Origin of the sequence: Corynebacterium frankenforstense (assembly GCF_030211955.1) — a bacterium.
Classification (GTDB): domain Bacteria; phylum Actinomycetota; class Actinomycetes; order Mycobacteriales; family Mycobacteriaceae; genus Corynebacterium; species Corynebacterium frankenforstense_A.
The window spans coordinates 1-15,864 of the sequence record NZ_JASODI010000018.1 but is presented as its reverse complement, the minus strand read 5'-3'; the positions used below and the strand labels follow the sequence as shown (position 1 = coordinate 15,864).

Annotated in this window: 14 protein-coding genes, 2 pseudogenes and 1 riboswitch; of the genes and pseudogenes, 10 read left to right on the top strand and 6 right to left on the bottom strand. The window is 72.3% G+C overall.

The features are described 5' to 3' along the window. The first annotated feature begins 92 nt into the window (after positions 1-92). Positions 93-194, top strand: a riboswitch (TPP riboswitch). Positions 195-201: 7 nt separating this feature from the next. Next, positions 202-744 (top strand): annotated as a pseudogene (locus QP119_RS09255) (SDR family oxidoreductase); the annotation flags it as partial. A gap of 57 nt (positions 745-801) precedes the next feature. Here QP119_RS09255 and QP119_RS09250 read toward each other — a convergent pair. The 5 genes from QP119_RS09250 to QP119_RS09230 form a co-directional block, all read right to left on the bottom strand. Continuing rightward, positions 802-1,284, bottom strand: a complete 483-nt coding sequence (locus QP119_RS09250; RefSeq protein ID WP_284775544.1) for a YdcF family protein — start codon at positions 1,282-1,284, stop codon at positions 802-804. Between the two features lie 10 nt (positions 1,285-1,294). Next, a complete protein-coding gene (purE, locus tag QP119_RS09245) occupies positions 1,295-1,795 on the bottom strand; it encodes a 5-(carboxyamino)imidazole ribonucleotide mutase (RefSeq protein ID WP_284775543.1) in 501 nt (166 codons plus the stop codon). Between the two features lie 77 nt (positions 1,796-1,872). After that, positions 1,873-3,102, bottom strand: a complete 1,230-nt coding sequence (locus QP119_RS09240; RefSeq protein WP_284775541.1) for a 5-(carboxyamino)imidazole ribonucleotide synthase — start codon at positions 3,100-3,102, stop codon at positions 1,873-1,875. Positions 3,103-3,221: 119 nt separating this feature from the next. Further along, positions 3,222-3,707 (bottom strand): hypothetical protein, encoded by a 486-nt coding sequence (locus QP119_RS09235; protein WP_284775540.1) that lies wholly within the window; start codon positions 3,705-3,707, stop codon positions 3,222-3,224. Next, positions 3,704-4,498 carry a biotin--[acetyl-CoA-carboxylase] ligase gene (locus QP119_RS09230; protein WP_284775537.1) on the bottom strand — a complete coding sequence of 265 codons (795 nt, stop codon included), beginning with the start codon at positions 4,496-4,498 and terminating at the stop codon, positions 3,704-3,706. The genes QP119_RS09235 and QP119_RS09230 overlap by 4 nt, the downstream gene beginning before the upstream one ends. Positions 4,499-4,633: 135 nt before the next feature. Here QP119_RS09230 and QP119_RS09225 point away from each other — a divergent pair, with 135 nt between their 5' ends. The 5 genes from QP119_RS09225 to QP119_RS09205 all read left to right on the top strand — a co-directional run bounded on the left by QP119_RS09225 (position 4,634) and on the right by QP119_RS09205 (position 9,179). Next, positions 4,634-6,286 carry an acyl-CoA carboxylase subunit beta gene (locus QP119_RS09225; RefSeq protein ID WP_284775535.1) on the top strand — a complete coding sequence of 551 codons (1,653 nt, stop codon included), beginning with the start codon at positions 4,634-4,636 and terminating at the stop codon, positions 6,284-6,286. 67 nt (positions 6,287-6,353) lie between these two features. Then, positions 6,354-6,593: an acyl-CoA carboxylase subunit epsilon gene (locus tag QP119_RS09220; RefSeq protein WP_284775534.1), complete on the top strand. Its 240-nt coding sequence runs from the start codon at positions 6,354-6,356 to the stop codon at positions 6,591-6,593. Between the two features lie 145 nt (positions 6,594-6,738). Beyond that, the gene (locus QP119_RS09215; protein ID WP_284775532.1) at positions 6,739-8,334 is read left to right on the top strand and encodes an acyl-CoA carboxylase subunit beta; all 1,596 of its coding nucleotides are present in this window, start codon (positions 6,739-6,741) and stop codon (positions 8,332-8,334) included. Positions 8,335-8,343: 9 nt separating this feature from the next. After that, the gene (locus tag QP119_RS09210) at positions 8,344-8,553 is read left to right on the top strand and encodes an acyl-CoA carboxylase subunit epsilon (RefSeq protein WP_284775530.1); all 210 of its coding nucleotides are present in this window, start codon (positions 8,344-8,346) and stop codon (positions 8,551-8,553) included. Positions 8,554-8,573: 20 nt separating this feature from the next. Beyond that, positions 8,574-9,179 (top strand): Maf family protein, encoded by a 606-nt coding sequence (locus tag QP119_RS09205; protein WP_284775611.1) that lies wholly within the window; start codon positions 8,574-8,576, stop codon positions 9,177-9,179. Positions 9,180-9,583: 404 nt separating this feature from the next. On the opposite strand, the pseudogene QP119_RS09200 reads toward QP119_RS09205, so the two are convergent. After that, positions 9,584-11,704: pseudogene (locus tag QP119_RS09200) on the bottom strand (acyltransferase family protein); the annotation flags it as partial. A gap of 212 nt (positions 11,705-11,916) precedes the next feature. Here QP119_RS09200 and QP119_RS09195 point away from each other — a divergent pair. The 4 genes from QP119_RS09195 to QP119_RS09180 all read left to right on the top strand — a co-directional run bounded on the left by QP119_RS09195 (position 11,917) and on the right by QP119_RS09180 (position 15,831). Continuing rightward, positions 11,917-12,351, top strand: a complete 435-nt coding sequence (locus QP119_RS09195) for a DUF3151 domain-containing protein (RefSeq protein WP_284775527.1) — start codon at positions 11,917-11,919, stop codon at positions 12,349-12,351. 179 nt (positions 12,352-12,530) lie between these two features. Continuing rightward, on the top strand, positions 12,531-13,412 hold the full coding sequence (locus QP119_RS09190) for a sulfurtransferase (RefSeq protein ID WP_284775525.1): 882 nt from the start codon (positions 12,531-12,533) through the stop codon (positions 13,410-13,412). 345 nt (positions 13,413-13,757) lie between these two features. Then, positions 13,758-15,530, top strand: a complete 1,773-nt coding sequence (locus QP119_RS09185; protein WP_284775523.1) for an acetyl/propionyl/methylcrotonyl-CoA carboxylase subunit alpha — start codon at positions 13,758-13,760, stop codon at positions 15,528-15,530. Between the two features lie 97 nt (positions 15,531-15,627). Next, the gene (locus tag QP119_RS09180) at positions 15,628-15,831 is read left to right on the top strand and encodes a hypothetical protein (RefSeq protein ID WP_284775521.1); all 204 of its coding nucleotides are present in this window, start codon (positions 15,628-15,630) and stop codon (positions 15,829-15,831) included. The last annotated feature ends 33 nt before the right edge of the window (positions 15,832-15,864 follow it).

Genomic DNA, 15,864 nt, shown 5'->3' with positions numbered 1-15,864 from the left:
CTCCTGAAACGTCGGCCACGGCCGGCGGCCACCGGCGGCACCCGCACCCACCCCGACCCCACCGCCGAAGCTGTGACGACGCTAACTTCGGGTCCAGTGACACGGGGTGCTTTCCCCTTAGGGGGAAGGCTGAGATGGCACCCGTCGAACCTGATCCAGTCAATACTGGCGAAGGGATGTCCGGTCCTCGCACGCGGGCGACGCGCCCACGAGCACTTCGACGCCCCGGTGACCACCGTGGTCAACGCGCTGGTCGACTTCCCCTTCGACGGCGACGCCCGCCCGAAGGCCGAGGACATCACCGCCGGGCGTTTCGACGCCCAGTTCTCCGGCGCCGTCCACGGTGCGCTCAACACCATCCAGCTGGCCGTGCCCGACTTCGAGAAGGCCGGCTTCGGCCGCGTGGTCAACATCGGTACCGACCTCTTCCAGGCCCCCTCGGTGCCCTACCACGACTACACCGCCGCCAAGGCCGCGCTGCTGTCGCTGACGCGCACCTTCTGCAAGGACCTCGGCTCGAAGCACGTGACCGTCAATATGTTCTCCGGCGGCCTGCTGCGCACCACCGATGCCTCGGCGGCCACCCTGGAGGAGGTCTTTGACATGATCGCCGCCGGCGCCCCGCTGGGCTCGACGACCACCCCCGAGGAGTTCGGCGACACCGCCGTCTTCTTCGCCTCGCCGCTATCGCGCGCGGTGACCGGCCCGAACCTGCTGGTCGACGGCGGGCTGGTGATGGGCTGACGAGCCGACGCACCGGGCCAGCGGGCGCCCCGGACCCGCTGCGCAGGTAGTGCGGCGTCACCGCCCGAGGCGGGCGAGGATACGCCGCCAGGCGATGCGCGTCGCCGAGTGCGGCAGCGCGAGCACCTCGCGCAGGTAGGTGTCCCGGCGCTGGGCCTTGGGCGTCGGTGCCGGGATCACCTCGACGGGGATGCCCAGGTGCCAGGCCCACAGGCGGGCGCGGCGGGCGTGGTAGTTGCTCGTGACCACGATGAAGCCGCCGGCGTCCGGGAAGAGCCGGCGGGCGTGCTCGAGGTTTTCGTTGGTGGAGGTCGCCAGCGGCTCGGCGACGATGCGCGCCGGATCGACCCCGGCCTGACGCAGGTCGCGGGCCATGACGTCGGACTCGCCGCGCCCGGAGACCACGACGGGCACGCCGGGGCGCTCAGCGGCGACCGCGGCGGCGGTGCGCAGGCGGGCGGCCAGCACGGGCTGGGCCCGGCCGCCGTCGGTCTTGGAGCCGAGCACCAGGATCGGCCACTGCTGCGTCGCCCGGCTCACGCGGTCCCGCTCACTCGCCGAGCAGCCGCTTCTTCAGCGCGGCGTCCTTGTCCAGCACGCCGTCGGCCATCTCCTTCTGGTAGGCCTCCATCTTCTCGGCCAGCGCGGCGTCGCCGGCGCCGAGGATGCGCACGGCCAGCAGCCCCGCGTTCTTCGCCCCGTCGACGGAGACGGTGGCCACCGGCACGCCGCCGGGCATCTGGACGATAGACAGCAGCGAGTCCAGCCCGTCGAGGTTCTTCAGCGCGCGCGGGATGCCGATCACCGGCAGCGGGGTCGCGGCGGCGACCATGCCGGGCAGGTGGGCGGCGCCCCCGGCGCAGGCGAGGATGACCTTGAGCCCGCGCTCACGGGCGGTCTTGGCGTACTCGAGCATGCGGTCCGGGGTGCGGTGGGCGGAGACGACCCCGACCTCGAATGGCACGCCGAACTGGGCGAGCACCTCGGCGGCGGGCTGGACGGTGTCCCAGTCGGAGTCCGAGCCCATGATCAGGCCGACGACGGGTTGCATGGTGAAGGTTCCTTCCTTCGGGGTTCAGCGGTCAGTTTCGGGGGCGGTCAGGTTCCGGTGGCCGGCCCCGGCGGGGCTCAGGCCTCGCTGTAGCCGTCGGCCCACACGGCGTGCACCAGGAAGTGCGCGGCCAGCTGGGCCTCGCGGCGCACGGCGCCGAGATCGGAGCCGGTGACGTTGACGTGGCCGAGCTTGCGCCCGGGCCGGTGCGACTTGCCGTAGAGGTGGATCTTGGCGTGCGGGAAGCGGCGCCACACGGCGTTGACGCGCTCGGTCAGCGGCATCTCGGGCGACTCGTCGGCACCGAGGGTGTTGACCATGACGGTGTGCGGGGTGACCAGCTCGGTCGAGCCAAGCGGCATGTTGAGCACGGCACGCAGGTGCTGCTCGAACTGGCTGGTCACGCAGCCGTCCTGGGTCCAGTGGCCGGTGTTGTGCGGGCGCATGGCCAGCTCGTTGACCACCACGCGCGGCGCCCCCTCGGGGCCCTCGGCCTCGAAGAGCTCGACGGCCAGCACGCCGGTGACGTCCAGCTCGCGGGCGATGGTCTCGGCCAGGGTGCGGGTGCCGCGCTCGATGTCGACGGGCAGCCCGGGCGCCGGGGCGACGGCCTCGTGGCAGATGCCGTCGGCCTGCACGGACTCGACGACGGGCCAAGCGACGCACTCGCCGCTGCGGTTGCGCGCGACCATCGCGGACAGCTCGCGGGTGAAGGGTACCTTCTCCTCGGCCATCAGCGGGACCTCGTCGCCCAGCAGCTTCTCCGCCAGCTTCTTCAGGTCCTCGAGGTCCCCGGGGAACCACACGCCGTGGCCGTCGTAGCCGCCGCGCGTCGCCTTCAGGCAGACGGCGCCGTCGACGCGCTCGAAGAACTCCACGGCGTCGTCAATCGACTCGATGGCCGCGAACGGCGGCACGGGCAGGCCGAGCTCGTGGAGGCGGCGGCGCTGCTCGAGCTTGTCCTGGGCAAAGATGAGCGCCTCGGGGCGCGGCTCGACGACGACGCCGCGGTCGAGCAGGGTGCGCAGGTGCCGGTTGGGCACGTGCTCGTGGTCGAAGGTGACGGCGTCAGCCCCCTCGACGGCGCGCTCGAGGTCGGCGAGCTCGTGGTAGTCGCCCTGGACGCAGTCGGCTGCGACCTGGGCGGCGGAGGCGTCGGGGGCGCCGGCGAGCAGGCGCACCGACTGGCCGAGCTCGATGGCCGCGGTCTGCATCATGCGCGCGAGCTGACCGTCGCCGATGACGGCGACGGTGGGCGTTCCGGGGGCGTGGGCGTGGGGGTTTCCGGAGTCAGTCACGGTGCTCATCCTAGTGCGCGGCCCGATTGCCGACGCCGCCCCTCCCCCACGTGGGCGGCCCTGGCGCGGCGTGGGTGCGCTGCGGCGTCGGCGCGTGCGCGCTCACGCCGCCCGCCCGGCGCGGGGTGTCAGCGCAGGCGTTCGCGGATGAGTCCGACGACCTTGCGCGTGTGCGCGACGCGCTCGAAGACGAGGGGGCGCTCGTAGCCGCGCACCATGAGCGAGACGGTGCCGCGGCGGCGCCGGTTGGCGTCGAGGACGTCCGCGAGGCGGATGCTGCCGGTGCGCGCGGTCAGCTTGGCCGGGCGCACGCGGATCCGCCGGTCGGTCAGCTGGAAGAGCTGGTGGCGGGCGCGCAACAGCGGCAGCAGCAGGCGCCAGGCCAGCAGGATCGCCCACACGCCGACGATGCCGTTGCGCACGTCGACGCTGACGGTGCCCGCACCCGGGCCGTCGAGGTAGCCGACGGCGATCCAGGCCAGGGCCGTGATCAGGACGCACTCGAGCACGGCGAAGGTCAGCGAGCCCAGCGGGGCGCTCAGGTCGACGATGAGCCGCTCGGGGCGCCGCGCCCGGGGCGCCGGCGCGGCGTGCGGGTCGCGGCCGGGCGTCACTGGCCGGGCCGCCAGGGTCGCAGGTGGGTGACGTCGCCGGCCGAGAGGGTGCGGTGGATGCCCTGGTCGTCGACGACGACGAGCTCGCCGTCCTCGGCGATGCCCTCGGCCACGCCGTAGATGGTGTCCGAGGGGGTCTCCACGCGCACGGCCTGGCCGATGGTGCCGCTGGCGGCGCGGTAGTCGGTCAGCAGCTGCGGCGAGCCGGACTCCCACTGGCGCACGCGGCGCTCGAGGGCGGTGAGCACGGCGACGGCGACGGCCTCCATGCCCTCACCCGCAAGGAGGTCGTTCTCGATGGCCAGCGAGGTCGCGGTGGGCACCGGCAGGTCCTCGGGCGCGATGGAGACGTTCAGCCCGCAGCCGAGGACGATGCGCGGGTGGTCCTCGCCCAGGCCGTCGGCCTCGGCGAGGATGCCGCAGACCTTCTTGCCGCGCACGAGCACGTCGTTGGGCCACTTCAGCTTCGAGCCGGCCACGACGTCGGAGAAGGCCAGGCCGGCGGTCAGCGGCAGCAGGCCGAGCCTGTCGAGGACCTCGGAGACGGGGCCGGCGAAGACCTCGGCGGCCGGGCGGTAGACCACGGAGAAGATCAGCTGGGTGCCGGGCGGGGCGGTGAAGCTGCGGCCCTTGCGCCCGCGGCCGGCGGACTGGTGCCCGGCCAGCAGCACGGTGCGGTCGACGGGGTCGGCGGCGTCGATGAGGTCGGCGTTGGTCGAGCCGGTCTCCTCGACGTACTCGATGGACGGGTAGAACTCCGCGAGGGCCTCGCGCACGGTGGTGATGTTCACGCCGACCAGAGTAGGTGGAGCGAATAATTTTCCGCCAACCTTCGGCACCGTAACCTGGGGTGACGCAGGTGGCGCGGCAAATCCCGATCACTTCGGTCTTGAAACATTTGCCCGGGATGGTTACTATCGCCGAACATGACTGATCCCTCATCTTCGGCGGTGCTCACCGCCCCGCCGACGACCGCCGAGCGCAACGACGACCTCCGCCGGCGGCGCGCCGAGGTCCGCCTGCCGATGGGCCAGGCCGCCGTGGACAAGGTGCACGACAAGGGGCGGCTGACCGCCCGCGAGCGCCTGGACGTCCTGCTCGACGAGGGCAGCTTCGTCGAGATCGACGAGCTGGCCCGCCACCGCACCCACGCCTTCGGGATGGACAAGCGCCGCCCGGTCACGGACGGCATCATCTGCGGCTGGGGCACCATCGACGGCCGCGAGGTCTGCGTGTTCTCCCAGGACGGCACCGTCTTCGGCGGCGCCCTCGGCGAGGTCTACGGCGAGAAGATGACCAAGCTGCAGCAGCTGGCCTGCGAGACCGGCCGCCCGCTGATCGGCCTCTACGAGGGCGCCGGCGCGCGCATCCAGGACGGCGTGGTCTCGCTCGACTTCATCGCGCAGACCTTCTACCACAACGTGCGCGCCTCGGGCGTGGTCCCGCAGATCTCCGTGATCATGGGCGCCTGCGCCGGCGGCAACGCCTACTCGCCCGCGCTGACCGACTTCGTGGTCATGGTCCGCGACTCGGCGAAGATGTTCGTCACCGGCCCGGACGTGATCACCACCGTCACCGGCGAGAAGATCACCCAGGCCGAGCTCGGCGGCGCCGAGGTGCACATGACCACCGCCGGCAACTCCCACTACACCGCCGCCGACGACACCGACGCCCTCGAGTGGGTCCAGGAGCTGGTCAGCTACCTGCCCGGCAACAACCGCGAGCTCGCCCCCGTCGAGCCCGCCGAGGTCGAGGAGGGGCAGATCGCGGACTCGCTGACCGAGACCGACCTCGCCCTCGACTCGATCATCCCGGACTCGCCGAGCACCCCCTACGACGTGCGCGACGTGGTCGCCGCCGTGGCCGACGACGGCGAGTTCCTCGAGATCCAGGCCGAGCGCGCCGAGAACGTCGTCTGCGCCTTCGGCCGCGTCGAGGGCGCCTCGGTGGGGTTCGTGGCCAACCAGCCGACCCACTTCGCCGGCTGCCTGGACATCGACGCCGCCGAGAAGGCCGCCCGCTTCGTGCGCACCTGCGACGCCTTCAACATCCCGGTGGTCATGCTCGTCGACGTGCCCGGCTTCCTGCCCGGCGCCGACCAGGAGCACCAGGGCATCCTGCGCCGCGGCGCGAAGCTGCTCTACGCCTACGCCGAGGCCACCGTCCCGAAGATCACGGTGACCATGCGCAAGGCCTACGGCGGCGCCTACTGCGTCATGGGCTCCAAGGGCCTGGGCGCGGACCTCAACCTGGCCTGGCCCACCGCGCAGATCGCGGTGATGGGCGCGGCCGGCGCGGTCGGCTTCATCCACCGCCGCACGCTCAAGGCCGCCGAGGCCGAGGCCGTGGCGAACCACTCCCCCGAGGACGCCGAGGCCGAGGTCGCCGCGCTGCGCGCCCGCCTCGAGCGCGAGTACGACGACTACATCCTCAACCCGTACCTCGCCGCCGAGCGCGGCCTGGTCGACGCGGTGATCCTGCCCAGCGAGACCCGCGGCGAGATCGCCCGCGCCCTGCGCCTGCTGGCCACCAAGCGGAAGACCCGCCCGGCGCGCAAGCACGGCAACATGCCGCTCTGATCCAGCCGCCCACCGAAGCAGCCCACCCCGCCCCCGCCCACCGAACACCCGGAAGGACAAGAAAAAGATGTCTCCCCTCTTCACCGTCACCAACGGCTCCCCGACCGCCGACGAGCTGGCCGCGCTGGCCACCGTCGTCGCCGTCGGCCGCACCACCGCCGCGGCCGCTATCGGCACCCCGGGCCGCGGGCGCGTCGCCGCCCGCCGCGGCGGGTCGTGCCCGGCGGGGCGAAACGGTTGGGCCGCCCCGGGCGATATGTTCTCGGGAATCTCCTCCGCACCGCTGCCCGGCGTCTCCTACATCTAGCCCGCCACGGACGCGCACCGCCCGCGACCGCAGGCGCTGAGCGCGTCCCGGCGCGGGTGCCACCCGCGCGTCACGGGCTCCGGGCGCACGCGGCGGGCGGAGGCGGTCCCGGCAACAGACCGCTGACGATCTAGAATCGAAGCCCATGACTGATCTTTCCACCACCGCCGGAAAGTTGGCCGGACTCCAGCAGCGCCTCGAGGAGGCCCACGCCCCGCGGGGCGAGAAGGCCGTCGAGGCGACCCACGAGGCCGGGCGGCTGACCGCCCGGGAGCGGGTCGAGCACCTGCTGGACCACGACTCCTTCGTCGAGATCGACGCCCTGGCCCGCCACCGCGTGGAGGCGCACGGCCTGGACGCCGACCGCCCCGCCACCGACGGCATCGTCGCCGGTTACGGCACCGTGGACGGCCGCAAGATCTGCGTGTTCGCCCAGGACCGCGACATCTTCGACGGCCGCCTCGGCGAGGTCCACGGCGAGAAGATCACCAAGGTCCAGAAGCTGGCCGCCACCACCGGCGTGCCGCTGGTCGCCTTCCTCGAGGGCGCCGGCGCGCGTGCCGCCGAGAACGTCGCCGCGATGGCCTTCTACTCCACGATCATCGCCGGGCAGGCCAAGGCCTCCGGCCTGATCCCGCAGATCAGCGTCGTCACCGGCGAGCTGACCGGCCCGCACGCGCTGCTGGCCTCCCTGGCCGACTTCACGGTCATGGTCGAGGGCGGCGCCGCGGTGAGCCTGACCCCGCCGGAGATCATCACCACCGTCACCGGCGCCGAGGTCGACCCGGCCGCCGACCTCGGCGCGCAGGCGCACGCGGCGACCTCCGGCACCGCGCACCTGACGGCCGCCGACGACGCCTCCGCGGTCACGGCCGTCGCCGAGCTGCTCGGCGTGCTGCCGGCCAACAACCGCGCCGAGGCCCCGCGCGACCTGGACGCGCGTGTGACCGGCCCGATCAGCGAGAACGTCACCGACCGTGACCGCGAGCTCGACGCCGTCATCCCGGACGACTCCACGGTGCCCTACGACGTCCGCGAGGTCATCGAGCGCGTCGTCGACAACGGCTGGTTCCTCGAGCTGCAGGCGGCCTACGCCGACAACGTCGTCACCGGCTTCGGTCGCATCGAGGGCCGCGCGGTGGCCGTCGTGGCCAACCAGCCGGTCGCCCTGGCCGGCTGCCTGAGCGCGGCCGCCGCCGAGAAGGCCGCCCGCTTCATCCGCGTGGCGGACTCCTTCAACATCCCGGTGGTCACCTTCGTCGACGTGCCCGGCTTCCTGCCGGACACCGGCGAGGAGCTGGCCGGCGTGGTGCGCTGCACCGGCAAGCTGGCCGCCGCCTACGCGGAGGCCGCCGTCGGCACGCTGACTGTGGTCACCCGCAAGGCGATGGGTGCGGCGGCGATGGTCATGGGCGCCAAGCACCTGGGCGCGGACCTCGTCTTCGCCTGGCCGACCGCGGAGATCGCCGCGGTGACCGCGGACGTCGCTGTCCCGGAGATCCACGCCGCGGAGCTGGCCAAGGCCGAGCGCCGCCGCAAGGACACCGCCGCGATGCGCGAGAAGTTCACCGCCGAGTACGAGGCCGAGGCGCTCACCCCGTACCTGGCCGCCGAGCGCGGCCTGGTTGACGCCGTCATCCCGCCGAACCAGACGCGCGGCCAGCTCGTCGAGGGCCTGCGCCTGTTCGACCGTAAGGTCATCTACCCGCCGGCCAAGAAGCACCCGAACACCCCGCTGTAAGGAGGAACGATGACCACTGCGCAACCGATGTTCACCGTCCTGAGCGGGCACCCGGACGACGTCGAGATCGCCGCCCTGGACAAGGTGCTCCACGACGTCGCGCGCCGCTCCTCGGGACCGCAGGAGCGCGAGCGCAACGACTGGGGCCACACCGGCGCCCGCCGCCTGCACGTCGCGGGCTTCAACCCGGCCGCCTTCCGCACGCTGACCTACCGGTGAGTACGCCCGTGCCCGAACCCGTGCGCCTGATCCTGGCCTCCCGCTCCCCCTCGCGCGCCGCGCTGCTGCACGCCGGCGGCTGCGAGCCGGAGCTCATCCCCGCCGACGTCGACGAGGACGCCATCCGTTCCTCGCTTGACGACGCCGCGCCCGCCGACGTCGTGGCCGCCCTCGCCGTGGCCAAGGCGCGCGCGGTGCGCGCGCGCCTTGACGGCGACACGCCCGCCGTCGTCATCGGCTGCGACTCGATGCTGCTGCTCGACGGCGAGCTGCAGGGTAAGCCGCACACCGCCGAGCGTGTCGTCGAGCGCTGGCGCGCCCAGGCCGGCAAGGCGGCGGACCTGCTGACCGGGCACTGCGTGATCGGCCCCGACGGCCGCGAGATCGTCGAGACGGCCGGCACACGCGTCTTCTTCGCCGACGCCCGCGAGGACGAGATCGCCGCCTACGCGGCCTCCAGCGAGCCTCTCGAGTGCGCCGGGGCCTTCACCCTGGAGGCGCTCGGCGGCTGGTTCATCGACCGCATCGAGGGCGACCCCTCCTCGGTGATCGGGCTGTCGCTGCCGCTGCTACGCCGGGCGCTCAACGCCTTCGGCTACCCGGTCAGCGCCTTCTGGGCCCGCTGAGGGGCTCTCCCCGGGTCGGCTGACCGGTTCAGCCCGGTGACCATCGGCCGGGCTCAGTAGCCGTAGCCGTAACCGCCGCCGTAGGCCGGCGGGGCGTAGCCCTGCCCCTGCTGACTGCCGTAGCCGGATCCGTCCCCGGTGCCGTAGGTGCTGCCGTAGCCGCCGGTGCCGTAGCCCGCACCCGCGGACGGCCCCGTGCCGTTGCCGTAGGTGTTCTTTTGACGGCTCGGCGCCTGCGGGGCCTGCCCCGCACCGCCCGTGCTGCCCGTGCCGCCCGCGGCACCGGCACCGCCCGCGCCGCCCGCGCCCTGGGCCGGGCTGCGCCCGGCCGTGGTCTCCGCGCCGGAGGTGCCCGCCTCGTCGGCGGACGCGGCGTCGTCAAGCAACCCGTCGGCCTCCGGCGGCAGGAGCTTGCGCAGCTGCGCCCACAGCAGGTCCTGCAGCGAGAGGGCGAAGTCGTCGGACATGTGGTTGCCGTCGCGCCACATGTAGATGTTGCCCATCTCCGCGCCGCAGAAGCCGTCCGGGCAGAACCAGCCGGAGGTGTCCACCGCGAGCATGTCGGGGCGGGCCTCCAGGTAGGGCCGCGCCGGGTCGGAGTCGGCGTAGATGTGGTCGATCGGGCGGCCGCAGTCGTGGAAGTCGTTGCCCTCCTCGAGGCACTGCGAGACCATGTCGGGCCCGCCGTCCTCGAGGAGGAACCAGGGGTTGTCGCGCAGGCCGAGGAACGGGATGCCCTCGCCGGCCAGGAAGTCCCACAGGGTGATGTAGGACTGCGGCACCGAGTCGATGGTCTCGCCGAGCTCGAGCAGCGGGCGCGTGGAGTTGGAGACCACCAGGTCCGGCTGGCGCTCCTCGATGCGCTCGATGACGCGCTGGTTGAAGATCTGGCAGCCCTCGTCGAAGACGCCGTCGAGCTCGGTGACGAAGGCCGGGCAGGACTGGCGCACCAGCGGCACGACCTTGAAGCCGTGCTTCTTGCCCAGCTCGTCCATCGGGGCCATCCACTGCTCAGCGTGCGAGCCGCCGATCAGGTAGACCTCGACCTCGGCGTCCTTGTCGCCGAAGATGCAGTGCTCGGCCTCCTCGCCGGTGTAGCGGTCGATGACCAGCTCGTCCGGGTCGTCCTCGAAGGTGGACATGCAGCCGGCGGCCCACGCCGGCGAGACGGTGTCCGCCAGCGCGTAGGGGTCCGGGCCGGGCTTGACGCCCTCCGGGGCCTTCGCGCCGGTGAGCACGCGCGCGCCCGGGTGGTCGGCCGGGTCCAGGGTGCCGTCCTCGACCTGGCTGACGCTGGACTGCCAGGCCCCGGGCACCGACAACAGGCCGGAGGCGACCAGAGCGACGGTCACGCCACCGGCGGCGCGCAGCAGCGCCGGGGTCTCGTTGACCACCTTGCGCGAGGCGTCGGCCACGCGGTTCTCCGAGCGCGTCGGGCGCTTGGCCTTCTGCTGCAGCGGGCTCTCGATGAAGCGGTGGGTCAGGTCGGCCAGCACCAGGGAGCCGGCGATGACGAGCACGCCCAGCCAGACCGGCGGGCGGGTCATGCCGAGCATCACGGTCGACAGGATGAGGATCGGCCAGTGCCACAGGTAGAGCGCGTAGGCGATGCCGCCGAGCCAGCGCGCGAAGCGGCTCGCCAGCACCGAGGCCACCCGGCCGCCGCCGAGGATGACCAGCACGGCCCCGCCCAGCGGGTAGAGCGTCCAGGGGCCCGGGAAGTAGGCGGCGCCGTCGAAGAGCAGGCCGGTGGTGACCACCATGGCCAGGCCGACGACGGTGCAGACCTCGCGGGCCCAGCGGGCCAGGTGGATGCGCGAGCCGTAGAGCAGCAGGACCGCACCGAGGGTCAGCTCCCACATGCGCGAGAACGTCGAGTAGTAGTTCAGCGCCTGGTCCACTCGGTGCAGGTGGACCGCGTAGCAGAAGGAGAGCACCGTGGCGGCGATGAGCACCGGCCCGGCGATGCGCACGGCCGGGGTGACACTCTCGCGCCCGGCGCGGCGCTGGCGGCGCAGGATCACCGCGATAATCCAGCCGAGCAGCACGGCGCACAGGTAGAACTGCCCCTGCACCGACATCGACCAGATGTGCTGCAGCGGGCTGGTCGTCGCCGAGGCCGCACCGTAGGCCTGGCCCTGGTTCGCCAGCTCCCAGTTCTGGTAGTAGAACAGGCTGGCCACGAGTTGATTGGCGACGCCGAGCTGGCGCAGCGCGGGCACGAACCAGGCCACGGCGAGCGTGGTCGCCGTGAGCACGAGGACCAGCGACGGCAGGAGCCTGCGTGCGGTGCGCCAGATCGGCCACCACATGTTCAGCGAGGCGTCGGGGCGCTCGGCGTAGCGCAGCTGGGAACCCAGGAAGAAGTAGCCCGACAGCAGCAGGAAGACGTCGACGCCGCCGGAGACCCGGCCGACGAAGACGTGGAAGATGACGACGAAGGCGATGGCGATGCCGCGCAGTCCGTCGAGGTCGTAGCGGTATTTCGCGGTGCCGAGACCACCCGGGTGCCCGGAGTTGTCCACGCTCGTAGTCACCTCAGAACCAGCGGTCCTCTTCCCCGTCCCGTCGTCGTCCTTCGCGCCGCGCGGTGGACGGACCGCGCGCGCCGTGCCCGGGCCCGGACGCGCCGCCCCACGGCGCCGGCCCCGGACCCGGGCGATAACCGCGTGGAATTGTATCAGCAGGTGACCGGGCCGCGGGCGTGCGTGGCCCGTAGCGGGTTAGTGTGGGCGCCATGGAGATCAACGACATGCTCGCCCCGCCCCCGGTCCACCTGCCCGCCGACCCGGCCGCAGAGGCGCACGACCCGCAGACCCCGGCCACGGCCATCGCCCACCCGGACAGCCCGCTGGTGTGGGCCTCCCGCGCCGAGCAGGCCCTCGACGCCCTCGAGGCGGCCGGGGAGAAGGCCGCCGACGAAGACAAGCTCGTCGCCTACGCCTTCGCGCGCACCGGCTACCACCGCAGCCTGGACCGCCTGCGCCACAACGGCTGGAAGGGCTGGGGCCCGGTGCCCTTCTCGCACGAGCCGAACCAGGGCGTGCTGCGCGCCATCGCCGCGCTGGCCCGTGCCGCGAAGCTGATCGACGAGGACGACGAGTACGACCGTTGCCGCCAGATGCTCTCCGACGCCGACCCGGACTGCGTGGCCACGCTGCTGGACCGGTAGGTCCCGCGCCGGCCCGACGCCCGCCCGACACACGCCATGCCGTGAACTGCGTCATGGCGCGTCCGTCTGCGTGACCGCGGGGCCCCACGGCGGTATCGTGGGGGTACAAATATACGTCGCCCCCACCGATCCCCGCGTGTGGGCGACGAAGCAGTCCCGGCAGCAGAAAGGTCACCATCGTGCCAGTGCCGTTTGATCCGCACCCACCCTTCCAGCAGTACGCCCAACCGGAGCGGCTGGTCACCGCCGCGTGGCTCTCCGCCCGGCTCGGCGTCAAGGGGCTGCGGGTCGTCGAGTCCGACGAGGACGCGCTCCTCTACGACATCGGGCACATCCCCGGAGCCGTGCGCATCGACTGGCAGCGCGACCTCAACGACCCGGTCACCCGCGACTTCATCGACGGCGAGGCCTTCGCCCGCCTGATGCGCGAGAAGGGCATCTCCCGCGACGACACCGTGGTCATCTACGGCGACAAGTCCAACTGGTGGGCCGCCTACACCCTGTGGGTCTTCGAGCTGTTCGGCCACGAGGACGTCCGCCTCCTCGACGGCGGCCGCGACGCCTGGATGGCCGAGGAGCGCGACACCTCCTTCGCCGTGCCCGAGTACCCGGCCACCGACTACCCCGTCGTCGAGCGCGACGACTCTTCGGCCCGCGTCTTCGTCGACGAGGTGCTCGCCGCCGCCCGCGGCGAGAACGGGCTCTCACTGATCGACGTCCGCGACATCGACGAGTACACCGGCAAGGCCTCCGACCAGAACTACGCGCCGAAGTCGGTCGAGCGCTCCGGCCACATCCCGGGTGCCGTGCACGCCCCGTGGCGCTCCGCGGTGCACTTCAACAACAACTTCCGCCCGGTCGAGGAGCTGCGCGAGAACTACTCCGCGCTCGATCCGGACGCGCCCACGGTCACCTACTGCCAGCTCGGCGACCGCTCCGCGCACGCCTGGTTCGTGCTGAAGTACCTGCTCGGCTTCGACAACGTGCGCAACTACGACGGCTCGTGGTCCGAGTGGGGCAACATGATCCGCATGCCGATCCGCACCGGCGAGGAGCCCTAGACCGCTCCCCCACCGACGGGTGCCGCGCCTTCGCGTGGCACCCGTTTTTCGCACCGGCACCGCGCGGGCACGCGCGCCGGACCGACCGCGCCGGCCCCGGCCACGCCGGGGCCGGCGCCCGGCGCAATGACCCCATTTCTACAGCCCCAGCGCAACAACAGCGCCGCCTGTCGGCGCGGCACCCCCGTAACTGTTCCCGCCGACGGTGCGATAGACGGGACGTCGAAATCGGCGCGCCGAAACATGAGGATTCGCTCAATTTTTGTCGCGTGCCCTAGACTGGCGTAAGTTACGGTGCCGAAACAAGCACCCGTCCACGCCCCAACCGAGCCCAGGAGAGTGACAGTGGCCGTCGAATCCCGGAAGATCAGCAAGGTCCTCGTGGCCAACCGCGGAGAGATCGCCGTGCGCGTCATCCGCGCCGCCAAGGACGCGGGAATCGCCTCCGTGGCCGTCTACGCCGAACCGGACGCCGGCGCCCCCTTCGTCGAGATGGCCGACGAGGCCTTCGCCCTGGGCGGCTCGACGGCCGCCGAGACCTACCTGGACATCGAGAAGATCGTCGCCGCCGCCGGCAAGTCCGGCGCCAACGCCGTGCACCCCGGCTACGGCTTCCTGGCCGAGAACGCCGACTTCGCCCGCGCCGTCATCGACGCCGGGCTGATCTGGATCGGGCCCTCGCCGGAGTCCATCGCCGCCCTCGGCGACAAGGTCACCGCCCGCCACATCGCCGAGCGCGCCGACGCCCCGATGGTGCCCGGCACCCAGGACCCGGTCGCCGACGCCGACGAGGTCGTCGCCTTCGCCGGGAAGCACGGCCTGCCCATCGCCATCAAGGCCGCCTTCGGCGGCGGCGGGCGCGGCATGAAGGTCGCCCACGAGCTCGACGAGGTCGCCGAGCTCTACGAGTCCGCCACCCGCGAGGCCACCACCGCCTTCGGCCGCGGCGAGTGCTTCGTCGAGCGCTACCTCGACCGCGCCCGCCACGTCGAGGCCCAGGTCCTCGCCGACCAGCACGACAACGTCATCGTCGTGGGCACCCGCGACTGCTCGCTGCAGCGACGCTTCCAGAAGCTCGTCGAGGAGGCCCCCGCGCCCTACCTGACCGACGAGCAGCGCGAGCTGATCCACTCCTCGGCCAAGCGCATCTGCCGCGAGGCCGGCTACTACGGCGCCGGCACCGTCGAGTACCTCGTCGGCTCCGACGGCCTGGTCTCCTTCCTGGAGGTCAACACCCGCCTGCAGGTCGAGCACCCCGTCACCGAGATGACCACCGGCATCGACCTGGTCCGCGAGCAGTTCCGCATCGCCGAGGGCGAAAAGCTGCGCTTCACCGAGGACCCGACCCCGCGCGGGCACGCCTTCGAGTTCCGCGTCAACGGCGAGGACGCCGGATCCAACTTCATGCCGACGCCCGGCACCGTCACCGGCTACCATGAGCCGTCCGGCCCGGGCGTGCGCGTCGACTCCGGCGTGCGCGAGGGCTCCGTGGTCGGCGGCCAGTTCGACTCCATGCTGGCCAAGCTGATCGTCTACGGCGAGGACCGCACCGAGGCTCTCGAGCGCTCCCGGCGCGCCCTGGACGAGTACACCGTCGAGGGCATGCCGACCGTGCTGCCCTTCCACCGCCTGATCGTCTCCGACCCGGCCTTCATCGGCGACGAGGACGGCTTCTCGGTCTACACCAAGTGGATCGAGGAGGAGTGGGACAACCCCATCGAGCCGTTCACCGACCCGACCGAGACCGCCGACGAGGACGGCACCGACCCGAACCACAAGGTCGTCGTCGAGATCAACGGCCGCCGCGTCGAGATCGCGCTGCCCTCCTCGCTCTCCCTGGGCGGGTTCACCCCGCGGCGCAAGACCCGCAAGCGCCGCGCCACCGGCAAGGCGACCGCCGCCTCCGGCGACGCCGTGCTCGCCCCGATGCAGGGCACCGTGATCAAGGTCAACGTCTCCGAGGGCGACGAGGTCGCCGAGGGTGACGTGGTGGCCGTGCTCGAGGCGATGAAGATGGAGAACCCCGTCAAGGCCCACAAGGCCGGCACGGTCACCGGGCTGACCGCCGAGGAGGGCGCCGGCGTGACCAAGGGCGAGCAGCTGCTCGAGATCAAGTAGCGCGGGGCGGCCCGGCCGGGTGTCTCGGCCGGGTGTCTCGCCCGGGCGTATCGAAGCCGTAACGATCCGGCGCGGTGTTCCCCTACCCTCCACGGGTATGTCCACCACCGCGAAAGTCATCGCTGCGGCCGTAGCTGTCGCCGTGATCGTCGCCTGCGCGCTGACCGTCACCGTCAACCGCTTCAACGCGGCGGAGATCGAGTCGCTGCGCGAGGGCGCCGACGCACGCGGGCAGAGCTACGAGCTGGAGATCCACGAACCCGTGTTCAACACCTACTCGTTCCGCGTGCTCGAGAGCTGATCTGAGAAAGACGCCGCCCGGCGGGATCATCCC